12 protein-coding genes are annotated in these 16,101 nt (G+C 34.0%); 8 read left to right on the forward strand and 4 right to left on the reverse strand.

Annotated features, from left to right (window positions below; all coding sequences use genetic code 11):
• The first annotated feature begins 48 nt into the window (after positions 1–48).
• From Q1W72_RS03730 to uvrB, 3 genes are all read left to right on the forward strand, one after another.
• A complete protein-coding gene (locus Q1W72_RS03730; protein WP_302137419.1) occupies positions 49–1,164 on the forward strand; it encodes a FecR family protein in 1,116 nt (371 codons plus the stop codon).
• Positions 1,165–1,742: 578 nt separating this feature from the next.
• The gene (locus tag Q1W72_RS03735; RefSeq protein WP_302137918.1) at positions 1,743–4,733 is read left to right on the forward strand and encodes a TonB-dependent receptor; all 2,991 of its coding nucleotides are present in this window, start codon (positions 1,743–1,745) and stop codon (positions 4,731–4,733) included.
• A 127-nt stretch (positions 4,734–4,860) separates the two neighbouring features.
• A complete protein-coding gene (uvrB, locus tag Q1W72_RS03740; protein ID WP_302137420.1) occupies positions 4,861–6,852 on the forward strand; it encodes an excinuclease ABC subunit UvrB in 1,992 nt (663 codons plus the stop codon).
• A 204-nt stretch (positions 6,853–7,056) separates the two neighbouring features.
• Here the strand turns inward: uvrB and Q1W72_RS03745 are convergent, their stop codons facing one another.
• Together Q1W72_RS03745 and Q1W72_RS03750 are read right to left on the reverse strand one after the other, a co-directional pair.
• Entirely contained in the window at positions 7,057–8,061 is a 1,005-nt protein-coding gene (locus Q1W72_RS03745; RefSeq protein ID WP_158589730.1) for a PD40 domain-containing protein, read from the reverse strand.
• 192 nt (positions 8,062–8,253) lie between these two features.
• A complete protein-coding gene (locus Q1W72_RS03750; RefSeq protein WP_282744494.1) occupies positions 8,254–8,655 on the reverse strand; it encodes an excinuclease ABC subunit B in 402 nt (133 codons plus the stop codon).
• A 56-nt stretch (positions 8,656–8,711) separates the two neighbouring features.
• Between Q1W72_RS03750 and Q1W72_RS03755 the strand changes: the two genes are divergently transcribed.
• The 5 genes from Q1W72_RS03755 to Q1W72_RS03775 all read left to right on the forward strand — a co-directional run bounded on the left by Q1W72_RS03755 (position 8,712) and on the right by Q1W72_RS03775 (position 12,795).
• Positions 8,712–9,533 (forward strand): alpha/beta hydrolase, encoded by an 822-nt coding sequence (locus Q1W72_RS03755; RefSeq protein ID WP_302137421.1) that lies wholly within the window; start codon positions 8,712–8,714, stop codon positions 9,531–9,533.
• A 50-nt stretch (positions 9,534–9,583) separates the two neighbouring features.
• The gene (locus Q1W72_RS03760) at positions 9,584–10,594 is read left to right on the forward strand and encodes a dipeptide epimerase (protein WP_302137422.1); all 1,011 of its coding nucleotides are present in this window, start codon (positions 9,584–9,586) and stop codon (positions 10,592–10,594) included.
• A gap of 6 nt (positions 10,595–10,600) precedes the next feature.
• Positions 10,601–11,632, forward strand: a complete 1,032-nt coding sequence (locus Q1W72_RS03765; RefSeq protein ID WP_302137423.1) for an aminotransferase class I/II-fold pyridoxal phosphate-dependent enzyme — start codon at positions 10,601–10,603, stop codon at positions 11,630–11,632.
• A 58-nt stretch (positions 11,633–11,690) separates the two neighbouring features.
• Complete coding sequence (locus tag Q1W72_RS03770; RefSeq protein ID WP_099715997.1) at positions 11,691–12,158, forward strand: DUF1456 family protein; 468 nt, start codon at positions 11,691–11,693, stop codon at positions 12,156–12,158.
• A gap of 115 nt (positions 12,159–12,273) precedes the next feature.
• Entirely contained in the window at positions 12,274–12,795 is a 522-nt protein-coding gene (locus Q1W72_RS03775) for a hypothetical protein (protein WP_099715998.1), read from the forward strand.
• Positions 12,796–12,825: 30 nt separating this feature from the next.
• On the opposite strand, the gene Q1W72_RS03780 is transcribed toward Q1W72_RS03775, so the two are convergent.
• Together Q1W72_RS03780 and sucC are read right to left on the reverse strand one after the other, a co-directional pair.
• Positions 12,826–14,394, reverse strand: a complete 1,569-nt coding sequence (locus tag Q1W72_RS03780) for a YdiU family protein (RefSeq protein ID WP_199074835.1) — start codon at positions 14,392–14,394, stop codon at positions 12,826–12,828.
• Between the two features lie 220 nt (positions 14,395–14,614).
• On the reverse strand, positions 14,615–15,808 hold the full coding sequence (sucC, locus tag Q1W72_RS03785) for an ADP-forming succinate--CoA ligase subunit beta (protein ID WP_099716000.1): 1,194 nt from the start codon (positions 15,806–15,808) through the stop codon (positions 14,615–14,617).
• Positions 15,809–16,101 lie beyond the last annotated feature (293 nt).

Genomic DNA, 16,101 nt, shown 5'->3' on the forward strand with positions numbered 1-16,101 from the left:
TATCAATTAAAGAAATGGTCCTCTATATAATTGTAACCCCTTTTTTTGATGCAACACCGTAATAATTATACCGAGATAGAACACTTTTTAGCTGATGAATCATTCCGATTATGGGTGTGTTTCAAAGACGACCAACAAGAATGGGAAGAATGGACTTTAGAGAATTCTAGTCGTGCTAAATTGGTTGAAGAAGCCAGATTATGGTTGTTAGCAATGAAAGTCCCTGCTGATAATTTAGCTGCGGATGACGTTCAACATGCTTTGGAAGCTACTTGGGAAAAAATTGAAAGAGCAGAAGAAAATAAAAAAGACACCGAAAAACCAGTTCTTAAACTTTTGAGAAAAAAATGGTTTAACGGAGTTGCCGCAGTTTTGGTTTTAAGTCTTTTATCCGGCTGGTTGTACAATCAAAGTACCAGTTCTGAAAACTCCGCTTTAAGTTATAGTGAATTGATCAATGAAAATGAAGAAGGTCTGGTTGAGCAAACTAATAATTCAGACAAACCACAAATTATAACCCTATCCGATGGTAGTTCTGTTTTATTACAACCCAACAGTAAATTAAGTTATCCAAAAATATTTGTGGGCAATGAAAGAAAAGTATACCTCTCCGGTGAAGGCTTTTTCGAAATCAGTAAAGACCCTAAAAAACCGTTTTTTGTATTTGCAAATGAAATCGTTACTAAGGTAGTTGGAACCAGTTTTAAAATAAAAGCATACGCTAATCAACCAAATGTAGAAGTGGTAGTTCGAACTGGAAAAGTAAAAGTAAGATCTAATGAATTAATCTCAAATACAAAAGACGAATTGATTGTTTTATTACCGAATCAAGCCTTACGATTCGTTCGAAAAAACTTAAGTTTCAATAAAATTACGGATATAACGCAGGACGAATCATTGAGTCGTTCGACCAGCAATATAGAGCAATTGGGATTCGAATTCACCGATATTCCTGTGGCGCAAATTTTCAAAACTATTGAGCAGGCGTATTTAGTAAAAATTGATTTCCCTCAAACAAAATTAAAAGACTGCTATCTCACCACGTCTTTAAGCGATCAGCCTTTGCCTGAGAAACTAAAAATTATTTGTAAAAGTCTTGGAAACAATACGAGTTATGAAATGAATGGCAACCAAATTATTATTATATCAGATGGATGTAACTAACAGTAACTCGCCTATGAATTAAAGTATACCATAAAAAAGCGCCGAAAATGCTGTAACATTCCCGACGCCTTGAATAAAATCAATTCACTCTCTGTAAAGAGTAATTGCTGTGTTCTACCAATACCCTAACTAACGAATATTAATAAAAACAGACCAAAACTATGAAAAAAACCGTCCTTAAACAACGACTACTAATTCGAATTATGAAAATAACCTTATTTCAATTTGTTTTAGCCCTTGTCTTTTCAAGTGTAACAATAGCGAACAATATCAGAGGTCAAAAAAAGCTGGACACAAAGGTAACTATTACCGTGACCGACTTGAACTTAGATACTGCGCTGACTAAACTTGAAAAATTGGCACATGTGAAATTTTCGTATAATTCGAGAATGTCACAATTGAATCAAAAAGTGAGTGTCTATGCTAATAATGAAGCATTATCAAGCGTACTTACCCGCATTTTAAAACCACTAAAAATTAATTACACTGAAGTAAGCAATCAAATTATTTTACAAAAGGAAGGAATTGCCAAAACAGGAATTAATGGAGAAGTTTTCTCGACTTTAAATCAAAACGCAATGGCTGAAATTATTAAAGGCCGCGTAGTTGATGAAAAAGGAGAATCTTTACCTGGTGTAACGATTCTTGTAAAAGGAACTACAAAAGGTACAACAACTGATATCGATGGAAACTATACCATTAGTGCCGAGATTGGGGATGTTTTACAATTTTCTTATGTGGGACTTGAAACTAAATCGGTAACTGTAACTGGGACTACATTAAACGTTACTTTAACGGGAAGTGGAGAAACATTACAAGATGTTGTCGTGATTGGTTCCCGTAATCCTGCACGAACTGTAACAGAATCTGCTGTGCCTATTGATGTGATTTCTATGAAAGAAATTGCTTCACAAGGAGCTCAAGTAAACTTAAACCAAATTTTGAACATGGTTGCACCATCGTTTACATCAAACACTCAAACGGTTGCTGATGGAACGGATCACATTGACCCTGCACAATTAAGAGGTTTAGGACCGGATCAAGTATTGGTTTTAATAAATGGAAAAAGAAGACACACTTCTTCATTAGTAAATATTAACGGATCTCCAGGTAGAGGATCTGTAGGAACAGATTTAAATGCTATTCCTGCTTTTGCCATAGAAAAAATTGAAGTATTAAGAGACGGAGCTTCTGCTCAATATGGATCTGATGCTATTGCTGGTGTAATCAACATTAATGTTAAGAAAAACACGAACAAATTAGAAGTAAACCTTTTTGGAGGTGGAAATCTTTCTAAAGGTGCTAATGATCATGATGGTGGTTTCGATGGTGGTAACTATCAATTAGACTTAAACTACGGAACAAGTCTTGGTAAAGAAAAAAGTTTCATTAATGCTACTGGTAGTTTCCAATTGCGTGATGCTACAAGTAGAGCAAAAGATGTAACCGGAACTTTATTCAATGGGTACAATGCTGTTGAACAAAGAGCTGCTGAAGCTGGAACAAATATTAATGCATTGTTTGGAAACATAACAAATACTCCAAATACAGCTCAAATTCTTACTACAATAAAACAGTATGCTCCAGGCGTATCTTATTTTACAGGTGCACAGCAAACTGCAATACTTGGTGCAACTAGTATTTCTCAAATGCAAACAGCATTAAATTTTGATGCTACTGCAGGTGAATTAGCTTACAGAGGTCTTGAAAGAAAAGATTTTAATATGAGAGTGGGACAATCTTCCTTGCAAAGTGCCCAGTTCTTTTTGAATGCTGCTTATCCTATAAATGACAAATTAGAAGCATATGCTTTTGGTGGAACTAGTTACAGAAATGGTGAAGCCGCAGGTTTTTACAGAAGACCGAATCAAGCAAGATCATACACAGGATTATATTTAAACGGTTTTTTACCGGAAATTCATTCTACAATCAATGACGTCTCAGTTGCTGCTGGACTTAGAGGTATGCTATTCGAAAATTGGAATTTTGATTTAAGCAATACTTTTGGGAAAAATGCTTTTGATTACAATATTGAAAATACAGTAAACGCTTCTTTAAGAGAAAATTCAGCAACTGAATTTGATGCAGGTGGATTGGCTTTCGCCCAAAACACTACTAATTTTGACATGAATAGAAAATTTGATGTTCTGAAAGGATTGAACGTTGCTTTTGGTGCTGAATACCGTCATGAAAATTTCCAAATCAATGCAGGTGAGCCTGATTCTTACAATCAATACGACATTAATGGAGGTGTAGTAACAGGAACTACCGCTGCAAATATCAGAGTTACTGACTTTTTTGGAGCAGCAAGACCAGGAGGAGCTCAAGTCTTTCCAGGTTTCAGACCAGCAAATGCTATTGATAAAGACCGTAACAGTGTGGCTCTTTATACTGATTTAGAATTAGACGTTACTGACAAATGGTTATTAAACGGAGCAGTTCGTTTTGAGAATTATTCTGATTTCGGAAATACAACTAATTTCAAGTTGGCGACTCGTTATAAACTAACAGATAATATCAATTTACGTGGTGCAGTTTCAACTGGATTTAGAGCGCCATCATTACACCAAATCTATTTTAATTCAACCGCTACACAATTCGTAGGTGGTGTGCCATTTGAGGTAGGAACTTTCAGTAATGATTCACAAGCTGCACAATTATTAGGAATTCCTAAATTGAAACAAGAAGAATCTCAAAGTGCCAGTGTTGGTTTTACAGCTAAAATACCAGACGCCAATTTAACCTTGACTGCTGATGCTTACATTGTAAAAATAGACGACAGAGTGGTTCTTACTGATCAATTTTCTAGACCGGGTGGAACTCCTGCAGCTGGATCTCCAAATGCAGTTTTGAATGGATTATTTGATACAGCCGGAGCAACAGCAGCAACTTTCTTTGCTAATGCAATTGACACAGAATCAAAAGGAATTGATGTTGTAATAAGCCATAAAACAAGTTTTGGAAATAATATTTCTCTAAAAACAGATTTATCAGGAACTTTTTCTAAAACCTACAGAGTGGGCGAAATTCACGCTTCACCAGTATTAGAAGCTGCCGGTCAAATCAACAGATACTATTCTGAAGCAAGTAGAGTGTACTTACAAGAAGCAATTCCAAGAGTTAAAGCTAATTTAACCAACTCAGTTACTTACAAAAAATTCGATTTCTTCTTGAGAAACGTTTATTTCGGTAAAGTTACTGATCCAAATACTGCTGACGTAAATGGAGATGGAAGAGTTGAAGGTGTTATTGTAAATGGTCAAGCAGTAGAAATTGAGCACCCAATCTGGGGAGCTAAAATTATTACTGATTTGTCTGTTGGTTTCAAAATTACTAGTGCTGCAAAAATTGTTATTGGAGCTAATAATATTTTTGATATTTATCCAGATATGAATCTTGGAACGCAAACTGCAATCAGACCTAGATTAGTATCAGGAGCTATTGATTATACAGCTGCTCCAGCTACAATCGATTTATCAAATGCAAATCAATTTGTATATTCAAGAAACGTGTCACAATTTGGTCAAAACGGTCGTTTTGTTTTTGCCCGATTGAACTTCAGTTTCTAGAAAAACATTTTTATATTATGGAAAGCCATCAACAAAAAGTTGATGGCTTTTTTTTGGCTTAAACTTTGGTAAAAAAAGAATTCAAACTTTGTACCTTTGCAGTTCTAAAACTTTGCCCCTTAATTAAATGAATTTCCAAGTAGTATCCGATTACCAGCCCAAAGGCGACCAACCGCAAGCGATTGAAAAATTAGCTCAAGGAATTATTGATGGTGATAAATTCCAAACACTTTTAGGAGTTACCGGATCTGGAAAAACATTTACAGTGGCCAATGTGATTCAGGAAGTACAAAGACCAACTTTGGTTTTGGCACACAATAAGACTTTGGCAGCACAACTGTATTCGGAATTCAAGCAATTTTTTCCGAATAATGCCGTGGAATATTTCGTTTCGTACTACGATTATTATCAGCCTGAAGCGTTTATGCCCGTAACAGGCGTTTTTATCGAAAAGGATTTATCCATAAATGAAGAACTGGAAAAAATGCGAATGTCAACCACTGCTTCGTTGCTTTCCGGACGAAGAGATATTTTGGTTGTGGCATCGGTTTCCTGTTTGTACGGTATTGGAAATCCGATAGAATTTCAGAAAAACTTGATTCCGATTGAGAAAGGACAAATCATTTCCCGAACCAAATTATTGCATCAACTGGTGCAAAGTTTATATTCCAGAACTGAAGCCGATTTTAATCCCGGAAGTTTCAGAATAAAAGGCGATACAGTAGATGTTTATCCAAGTTATGCAGATGAAGCGTATAGAGTCCATTTTTTTGGTGATGAAATCGAGGAAATAGAAAGTTTTGATACGAAGAATTCTCAGGTCATCGAAAAATTTGACAGACTGACGATTTATCCTGCTAATATGTTCGTGACTTCTCCGGATGTTTTGCAAAATGCCATTTGGGAAATACAACAGGATTTAGTGAAACAAGTCGATTATTTCAAAGAAATTGGAAAACATTTAGAAGCAAAACGATTAGAAGAACGAACCAATTTTGATTTAGAAATGATTCGTGAACTTGGTTATTGCTCCGGTATTGAAAATTATTCCCGTTATCTAGATGGGCGTTTAGCTGGAACAAGGCCTTTTTGCTTGCTGGATTATTTCCCGAAAGATTATTTAATGGTGGTCGATGAAAGTCACGTGACACTTTCCCAAGTCAGCGCTATGTATGGCGGAGACAGAAGCCGAAAAGAAAACTTAGTGGAATATGGTTTTAGACTTCCGGCAGCAATGGACAATCGCCCTTTGAAGTTTGAAGAGTTTGAAGCCATGCAAAATCAAGTCATTTATGTTTCAGCAACACCCGCTGATTATGAATTACAAAAAACCGAAGGAGTTGTTGTGGAGCAAGTGATTCGTCCGACAGGATTATTGGATCCAATTATTGAAATCCGTCCAAGCTTAAATCAAATTGATGATTTAATTGAAGAAATTCAGGTTCGAGCCGAAATTGATGAACGTGTTTTGGTAACGACTTTAACCAAAAGAATGGCGGAAGAATTAGCCAAATATTTAACAAAAGTTAATATTCGTTGTCGCTATATTCACTCTGAAGTAGATACTTTGGAACGAATAGAAATCATGCAAGATTTACGAAAAGGAATTTTTGATGTGTTAATTGGTGTAAATTTACTTCGTGAAGGTTTGGATTTACCCGAAGTTTCATTGGTAGCAATTTTAGATGCAGACAAAGAAGGTTTTCTACGTAGTCACCGTTCGCTTACGCAAACAATTGGTCGTGCAGCGAGAAACCTTAACGGTAAAGCAATTATGTATGCGGATAAAATTACGGCAAGCATGCAAAAAACCATTGACGAGACGAATTACCGCAGAACCAAACAAATTAATTACAATACAGCCAATAATCTAGTTCCTCAAGCATTAAACAAAAAAATAGAAAGCGCCTTTACCAAAAATCCTTTAGCAGATTATGAATTAGGCTACACGCTATCAACTGCCGCCGAACCTATTACTGAATATTTATCAAAACCAGATATTGAGAAACGCATTCGAGAGAAACGAAAAAACATGGAAAAAGCGGCAAAAGAATTAGACTTTATGCAAGCTGCAAAATTACGTGATGAAATAAAAGCGTTGCAAGAGCAACTGTCATAAAAATTAACTACTATTCCTAATTCTTTCTTTAATATAGTTCCAACTCCTTAAGAAATAAGTGCTTTTAGAAATTTTGTATAAAGTATACTTCGTGCTAATCTAAAATCTATATAAAAGAAAAAGAGCTGCAAGATGTTTTTTGCAGCTCTTTTTAATGTTATTTTCCCTAATAAACGTTTACATTTATAAGGCAAAACAAAAATTTTATTCTACAATCAAAGGTTGAACTCTCCAAATATCAGTATAAGGATAAGAGTATGCTGATTGTTCTTGAGTTATGTTGTTTGAAGAAATTCTAGCAAAAACATTTCCTATTTTACTAGCCGCTTTGTCTGGTTGACGTGCACCAGCAGTAGAAGAAAAATATATGTTACCATCAACACCCCAAAATGGTTGAGTTTCATTAGAATCCCCACTTGTAATTTGAGTTAAAGAAGTACCATTTATTTTCATTACAAAAAGATGGCTAAATTTATCTTTTGTACCAATGTATACAATATGTTTACCGTTAGGAGAGTAAGCACCATTAGTAGAGTTTTGTTCGCCGGTAGTTATTTGAGTACTTTGAAATGATTTCAAGTCTAATTCAAATAACTGGAAAAAATCTCCAGAAAGTTTTGTGTAAAGTAACTTATCTCCTTTTGGGCTCCATTTTGGATTTATCCCTTCAGAAAGTACTGTAAAACTGCTTCCATCTTTATTCACAAGACAAATATTTCTTGTATCTTGAAGAGTAGTTGTCAATACAATTTTTTTATTATCAGGAGATAGACTAGCATCAGCATCGAAATCACCATAAGCATTTTGACCGATATAAGTTAACCCAAGTTTGTTTACACTTGTCACTGCAATAGTTGGTTTAGAAGCATAATAAGTAAAAATAAAATTCTCATTATCAGTCCATGACGGTCTATCTGTTTTATTACCAATTAATGGAGTAAAACCTGGTAACATTACATCGTTCTTTAATCTAATACTCCATTTACTGAATCCAGTATTTGCATCATCTCTAATTACGTATAATAATTTTTTACCATCAGGAGATAAACATGGCTGAAATTCAGGCACTACATCATCCGTTATTCTAACTAATTCTTTAGCACTTGCGGTAACTTGTGGCCCAGATAACTTTACTACTGGAGCTTTAGAAGCACACGAATAAAGTAAAAATAAACAACCTAAACCTGATAAAAGAGTAATTTTTTTCATAAGCATTTTATTTGTTGATTTACAAATATAAATGTTTTATTAAAAAAAAAAATGATAATGTTAAATTTTTGCAAAAATTTGAAATAAATAAGATTTTTATTTCAAATTATTTTTTAGAGAAATCCTAATTAATTAGTTCTTAATAAAAAAATTCAAATAACTAATAATCAGTGTAGTATATTTAATAAAAATTTAATTATGTTGTTCCTGAAAAACATTCAATAAAATCTCACCATCAATAATAGCATTTGGTGCTTCATTCATCAATTTAAGAATTCGTTTTGTCGCTATAGGATTAAGTCCCATATCAATTGCAATTTGCTGAATCGTAATCATTTCTTTTTCATGCAAAATCCCATCACAATACATTAACAACGCCAGTCTATAAAATTGTTGAATACGCAAAAACTCTGTTTTAATAGGCAATTGTGGTAATTCCTGATGAAACAAATCTTTAAAAACTGCTACATCAAAACTCAATTCCCTGGCAATAATTGCTAAAAAATCATATTCCCTCTTATGCAAATGTCCATCAACAGTGGAAAAAGCAATCATCTCTAAAAGTAAACTCCTCTTTTCTTCGAATGTATTCATCAAATTATTATTTTTAGCTAAAATATTGTTTTTAAATCAAAACACAAAAACTAATAATGATTCGACCACAGTTCCTACTACTAGTTTTCTTTTTTACAATAGCAAAAATTGCTGCTCAAGACTCTAACGAGTCAAAAAAAAGCACTGCTTCAAAACAAGTTTCCACTTTTACTATTGAAGCGCCACAACTGCAAATGACAAAGAAAATTTGGGTGTATTTGCCAGAAAATTATGCAACCTCCAAAAAGAAATTCTCAGTAATTTATATGCATGATGCTCAGAATTTATTTGATGCTAAAACTTCCTATTCGGGTGAATGGAATGTGGATGAAAAACTGGACAGCCTAAAAGCGCCTGTTATTGTAGTAGGAATCGAACATGGAAATGATAAACGAATCGATGAATTAACACCTTTCAAAAATGAGAAATATGGTGGTGGAAAAGCAGACAATTATTTAGAATTTATCGTAAAAACATTAAAACCACAAATCGACAAAACGTATCGAACAAAAGCTAAAAAGAAAAACACTATAATCATGGGAAGTTCCCTCGGTGGACTTACTTCTTATTATGCCATTTTAAAATACCCTGAAATATTTGGAAAAGCGGGTGTGTTTTCTCCTTCGTTTTGGTACAGTAAAGACATTTATGATTTGACTGAAAAATCTAAAAAGATAAAATCTAAAATCTATTTCCTATGTGGAGATCATGAAAGTGACGATATGGTTTCGGATTTGAATAAAATGGAATATTTATTAAATTCAAATCGATGTTATTGTCTTAATTTGAATGAAAAAAAAATTATAAAAGGCGGACAACACAATGAAAAACTCTGGCGTGATAATTTTGTAAAAGCAGTGTTATGGCTTGGTTATTAAATTTCCCGTTTAAAGAAACGTATTAATTTTAAGTGCAAAATCAGATTCAAATGAAACTAATATTAAGAGAATACAACCTCAAATTAAAACATACTTTCACGATCTCGAGAGAATCGATAGACTTTCAACCTTCTTTGATTGTAGAGTTGCAGCTTGACGGCTTTTCAGGTTTTGGCGAAGCAACTTCTAATCCGTATTACAAAACAACTGTTCCGATGATGATGCAGGATTTAGAAAAAATTAGAAGCATAATCGAAAACACTACAGATGAAACACCTGAAGAATTTTGGGCAAAAATTCATCCTTATTTAAAAGACGATATGTTTGCATTGTGCGCTTTGGATATGGCATATAATGATTTATACGCACGCAAAAAAGGAAAGAAATTGTACGAATTGTGGAATTATACTATCGATAAAAATCCATTGACCGATTATACAATTGGAATTGCATCCATTGAAAAAATGGTTGCAAAAATGAAGGAATTGCCTTGGCCGATTTATAAAATAAAATTGGGAACCAAAGAAGATATTGCCATTGTTACTGAACTTAGGAAACATACGAATGCCATTTTTCGAATTGATGCCAATTGTGGTTGGGGCGTAGAAGAAACCATAAATAATGCCGTTGAACTAAAAAAACTAGGAGTAGAATTCTTGGAACAACCCATGAAAGCAGATAATTGGGAAGGACACAAGGAAGTTTTCAAACACTCGGTTTTACCAATAATTGCTGATGAAAGTTGTATCATTGAAGAAGATGTCGCCAAATGTCACAACCATTTTCATGGTGTCAATGTAAAATTGGTAAAATGTGGCGGACTAACTCCTGGAAGACGAATGATTCAGGAAGCCAAAAAATTAGGTTTGAAAACCATGGTGGGTTGCATGACCGAATCAACTGTAGGGATTTCTGCGATTGCCCATTTATTGCCGCAACTGGATTATGTAGATATGGACGGCGCATTACTTTTGGCACAAGATATTGCAACTGGTGTAACCATAGATTTTGGAAAAATAAACTATTCTGACTTAAATGGAACCGGTGTAACTTTAATGTAGTTTTAAATGAAAGTCAGCCAATTTCCAGATCGAATAATTGAAATAGACAACGAAGAATACCTCTATTTTGGAGGGACGGCTTATTTGGGTTTACCAACGCATCCCGAATTTCAAAAACTGCTTATTAAAAATATTTTGCAATGGGGCACGGCTTATGGAAGTTCGAGAAGTGCCAATATTCAGCTAACCGCCTACGAAAAAGGTGAACAATTTTTAGCCAATTACATCAAAGCAGATGCTACACTTACCCTTTCTTCTGGTATGCTGGCGGGAAAATTAGTTATTGAAGCATTAACACCTGAAACCGATTGCTTTTTTCATTTTCCGGATACGCATACTGCCATCAAAGCACAAAACAGTCTTCCTTTTTTTATTGGAGAAAAATTAAATCCTCGTTTGCTGGATAACGCAACTGAAAAAATCACGATTCTTACAGATTCAGTTCCTTCATTTCATATTAAACCAATCGATCTTACTATAATAAATTCGATTCCGTACAATAAAGAAATTACTTTGGTTATTGATGAATCACATTCGCTTGGAATTTTGGGTATGAATGGTTGCGGAATTTTTTCGACTATCAATCTTCCCAATATTAAAAGAAAAATCATGGTATCCTCTTTAGGAAAAGCCTTTGGATTGACAGGAGGTGTAATTGCCAGTGATGCGGAATTTATTAATCAAATGACAACTCACGATACTTTTGTTTCCAGTGCCGGAATGAATGCTGCATTTGTACAGACAATCGCTGATGCGGACAATATTTATTTGCAACAGCATCAAAAACTAAAAGACAATCTTCAATATATAGATGTAAATTTGATTAAAAACAAAGCGATTCATTTTGATTCAAATTATCCTTTAATTTATCCCGAAATAGAAGGCTTAAATGAAATTTTTACAGCGAATAAAATTATCGTAACCAATTTTAAATACCCGACCGACAGTAAAAATCTAAATCGAATTGTAATTACTGCGAATCACCAAAAAGAAGATTTGGATACAATAATTCACATTCTGAACCAAAATCAATTCTAAATCTAAAATTGTGGTCCAATTGCTTTTAAACCGTACCTTTGTAAAAAATTAGAATATGATGACAAATAACGATATCTTTAAAAAACTTCGTGTGGCTTTAATGCTACGTGACGATCAAATAGTTGAAATATTAGAATTGGTGGATTTCAGAATCACCAAATCAGAATTGGGTGCTTTTTTCCGTGATGAAAAACATGAAAATTATATGGAATGTGGCGACCAAGTGTTGCGTAATTTCCTAAACGGATTAGTAATTCACTTGCGTGGAACAAAAGAAAATCCAAAAAACCCAAATGATGTTTTAGCCAAACACAAAGCTCAAATTCCTGTAAAAGAAGGCGCTTCTGAAAGAACTGAATTTAAAGCAAAGCCAAGAGACGAAGAGAAATCAAGAGGTGACGAAAGTCCTTCAAAATCGAAACCTGCTGCTAAGAAACCGTTCAAAAAGCAATTTACAAAAGGAACTCCAAAAGTTCAAGTTGTAGAGAAAGTGAAATTTAATTTCGGTAAGAATAAAAAATCGTAAATAGTAGCGAATCACTGCAGTGCATTGCTAAATAAGTCAAAAAAACCTGTTCGCCGTGGCAAACAGGTTTTTTTTTGTATATTTAATTCATCATTACTACTTTATCCCTTGAAAAATGAAATTTATTCTCACCTTCTCTCTATTATTTTTTACTACACTCTTTTTTGGACAAAACAATAAAACTGAAGAACCAGCCATGTTTTTTGATTCAACCTTACTTTCAATAAATACAATGGAATATATTGAGCCAAATGAAATTGAATCTATAAATGTTGTCAAAAAAGACACCATAATAAATGGTGTTTTGTATCGTGGCCAAATTAACATTACTTCCAAAAACCCTAAGAAATATGATTTTATAAGTTTGGAACAAATTAAATCTGAATTTACCAAAATCAAAAGTAACGATGTCATTTATATGGTAAATGGAGCATTTATAAAAGACAATATTGAAACTTTCAAATTAGATCGAAACTATATTTTAGAAGTTGAAATCACTAATTCAGAAGAATTTTATAACTTAAGAAAGAGCGATACCAAATTTGACATCATCAACATCTTAGGGAAAACCAAAGAAAATTTAGAAAATAAAAACAAGGTTTTATTAAGAGGTCATGAAGCAATAGGTGTTAAATAGATTCTGTTTTCAATAGTGTTTAAATCTAATTTAAGAACTACAGCTTAACATAGAACATCCCACTTTATCTCTCGCCCAATCGGGTCTTTTGGCAAACCATTTTTGCAAATTCGGTTGTTCGTCATAAGGATTTTTAAGCATTTCAAATAATTCGTTCAGCAACGAATAATCTCCCTTATCCGCGTCATCAATACACAACTGCGCCATGTAATTTCGCAATACATATTTTGGATTCACTGTATTCATTTGCTCTTTTCTTTCAGAATCAGAAAGTGTTTCTTCATTGATTCGAATAGTGTATTTCTCAAACCAATCGTGCCAATCTTTCAATATTGCTTCATTCAAATCCTTTTCATTATAGAAGGCGTCTTTTATGGTATTGAAAGCATTTATTACAATATCCGCTTTGGTAACAGTACTCAGGTTCCTAAAGAAAATAGTCATATCTGTTTCTACTCGTTCCAACAATTGAGTCAAACTCTGAATCAAAACTACATCTTGTTCTTTTTTGATTTGGAAACCAAGCTTATTTTGCATCATATTCAAATACTCCTTTTCGTACTCTACACTAAAAGCATCTAAAATAGTTTCCAGCGGTTTCGCTTCCTTTATCAAAGGATACAATGCATTTGCCAATTGATACAGATTCCAAAGCGCAATTTCAGGTTGATTGCCAAAACGGTATCTTTTATGCTGTATATCGGTTGTATTGGGCGTCCAGCTGGAGTTGTAATCGTCTAACCAACCGTAAGGACCGTAATCAATGGTGATGCCGTGAATAGACATATTATCGGTATTCATAACTCCATGAACAAAACCTACGCGTTGCCAATGAACAATCATCTTGAGTGTAGTTTGGGTAACTTCTTGAAAAAAAGCCAGGTATTTTTCGACACCTTCTTGTTGAATATGAGGAAAATGATGTTTAATGGTAAAATCCGCCAATAATTTGAGATTAATATGATCTTCCCGAGCTGCAAATAATTCAAAACTTCCAAAACGAATAAAAGAAGGAGCCACTCTACAAACAATAGCGCCTTTTTCATAGGCAGGATTTCCATTATACAAAACATCACGCAATACTTGATCTCCAGAAAGCATTAGCGAAAGCGAACGCGTTGTTGGAACTCCCAAATAATGCATTGCTTCGGCACACAAATATTCTCGAATGGAAGAACGCAATACGGCAAAACCATCTGCAGTTCGGGAATATGGTGTTGGCCCTGCTCCTTTTAGTTGCAAAGTGTATGTTTTATTATCATGAACTACTTCGGTAAGATTGATAGCACGACCATCTCCTAATTGTCCAGCCCAATTCCCAAATTGATGTCCGGCATAACACAAGGCAAAAGGTTTTGTTTCCGGAAAAACAGTACTTCCTGAAAAAGTATTTAAAAAATCAGCGGAAACAATATCTTCCTGAGAAAGACCAATAGCATTAGCCACTTCAATCGAAGCGTGAATCAGCGATGGATTTGAAGGCTTTTTTGGCAAAACAAACGAATAACAAGCTTGTTGCACTTGCCTTGGCATATTGATATCACTCGTATCAGCAGGTAACTCGGCTATAAAATTATTTTGCAAATGAAGTTTCATAATATTTAAAAAAGAATTTTTTACAATAGTAAAGGTAACGGTTGTAAGTCAGTATTATTTATACTTTTATTTATTTTTATGATTTTTAGGTCCTAAAAATTCTAGCTATAAAAAAACATGTCCCATAAAAATAGATTTCAAAAAACAAAAAATCTACAGGTAAAAACAAAAAAATCCTGAGCTTTCACTCAGGATTTTTTAAATATATATAACAATTTTCTAATTAAGAAAGTGCTGCTTTTACTTGGTCAGCTGCTTCTTGAAATTCAACAGCAGATAAAATTGGCATTCCCGAATTATCAATTAATTCTTTTGCGATAGCTGCATTTGTACCTTGTAAACGAACAATGATTGGTACTTTAATTGCGTCACCCATATTTTTGTAAGCATCAACAACTCCTTGCGCCACACGGTCACAACGAACGATTCCACCAAAAATATTAATCAAAATTGCTTTTACGTTTTGATCTTTTAAGATAATACGGAAAGCAGTTTCAACACGTTTTGCATCAGCAGTTCCACCTACGTCAAGGAAGTTAGCAGGCTCAAAACCAGCATACTTAATTAAATCCATAGTTGCCATAGCTAAACCAGCTCCGTTTACCATACATCCTACTGTACCGTCAAGATCTACATAGTTTAAACCTACTTCTTTTGCTTCAACTTCGATTGGGTTTTCCTCACGAACGTCACGCATGTCAGCATATTTCTTTTGTCTGTATAAAGCATTATCATCGATATTTACTTTAGCATCTACAGCCATAATTTTATTGTCAGATGTTTTTAAAACCGGGTTGATTTCAAACATCGAAGCATCAGATCCAATATAAGCATTGTATAAAGAATCGATGAATTTCACCATTTCTTTGAAAGCATTTCCAGAAAGACCTAAGTTAAAAGCAATTCTTCTTGCTTGAAAACCTTGTAATCCAACAGAAGGATCAACCTCTTCAGTAAAAATTAAATGTGGAGTGTGCTCCGCAACTTCTTCAATATCCATTCCACCTTCAGTAGAATACATAATCATGTTACGACCTGTAGCTCTATTCAATAAAACAGAAACATAAAACTCAGAAGTTTCACTTTCACCAGGATAATAAACATCTTCAGCGATTAAAACTTTGTGTACTTTTTTACCCTCAGCAGAAGTTTGAGGAGTTATCAATTGCATTCCGATGATTTGCTCTGAAATCTCTTCTACTTGTTGTAAATTTTTGGCAAGTTTAACTCCACCACCTTTTCCACGTCCACCTGCATGAACTTGGGCTTTTACAACATACCAACTTGTACCAGTTTCGGTAGTTAATTGTTTTGCAGCAGCAACCGCTTCTACTGGGCTATTAGCAACGATTCCGCGTTGAATGCGAACTCCGTAGCTAGCTAAAATCTCTTTTCCTTGATATTCGTGTATGTTCATAATATAGAATTTGTCTGGATTCTGAATTTATTTCAGAATAAAAGTGGCACAAAAATAGCAAAATTAAACTTAACTGTTATTTTTTTTTCAATTTAAATGGAGTCTAAATTTAGATATTTTAAACCTGGCAATAACAGGCATCAAATTATAAAAAATATAAAAATTAATTACTAATTTGTTATAAATATTGAAGAAAAACCATCAGTAAAATATTTCTCTCAAAATTCTGGGCTTTATGGCTCAAATTTCATTTTGTTTTTGTCGAAAAATCAAATCAGATGTCCTTAAATCTT

The organism is Flavobacterium sp. ZE23DGlu08 (assembly GCF_030505335.1).
Lineage (GTDB): Bacteria > Bacteroidota > Bacteroidia > Flavobacteriales > Flavobacteriaceae > Flavobacterium > Flavobacterium algoritolerans.

What these genes read in the sequence shown, in the direction of transcription:
- Q1W72_RS03730 (WP_302137419.1), top strand. Translation starts at nt 49, where the DNA reads ATGCAACACCGTAATAATTATACCGAGATAGAACACTTTTTAGCTGAT.
- Q1W72_RS03735 (WP_302137918.1), top strand. Translation starts at nt 1,743, where the DNA reads ATGGCTGAAATTATTAAAGGCCGCGTAGTTGATGAAAAAGGAGAATCT.
- uvrB (WP_302137420.1), top strand. Translation starts at nt 4,861, where the DNA reads ATGAATTTCCAAGTAGTATCCGATTACCAGCCCAAAGGCGACCAACCG.
- Q1W72_RS03745 (WP_158589730.1), bottom strand. Translation starts at nt 8,061, where the DNA reads ATGAAAAAAATTACTCTTTTATCAGGTTTAGGTTGTTTATTTTTACTT.
- Q1W72_RS03750 (WP_282744494.1), bottom strand. Translation starts at nt 8,655, where the DNA reads ATGAATACATTCGAAGAAAAGAGGAGTTTACTTTTAGAGATGATTGCT.
- Q1W72_RS03755 (WP_302137421.1), top strand. Translation starts at nt 8,712, where the DNA reads ATGATTCGACCACAGTTCCTACTACTAGTTTTCTTTTTTACAATAGCA.
- Q1W72_RS03760 (WP_302137422.1), top strand. Translation starts at nt 9,584, where the DNA reads ATGAAACTAATATTAAGAGAATACAACCTCAAATTAAAACATACTTTC.
- Q1W72_RS03765 (WP_302137423.1), top strand. Translation starts at nt 10,601, where the DNA reads ATGAAAGTCAGCCAATTTCCAGATCGAATAATTGAAATAGACAACGAA.
- Q1W72_RS03770 (WP_099715997.1), top strand. Translation starts at nt 11,691, where the DNA reads ATGACAAATAACGATATCTTTAAAAAACTTCGTGTGGCTTTAATGCTA.
- Q1W72_RS03775 (WP_099715998.1), top strand. Translation starts at nt 12,274, where the DNA reads ATGAAATTTATTCTCACCTTCTCTCTATTATTTTTTACTACACTCTTT.
- sucC (WP_099716000.1), bottom strand. Translation starts at nt 15,808, where the DNA reads ATGAACATACACGAATATCAAGGAAAAGAGATTTTAGCTAGCTACGGA.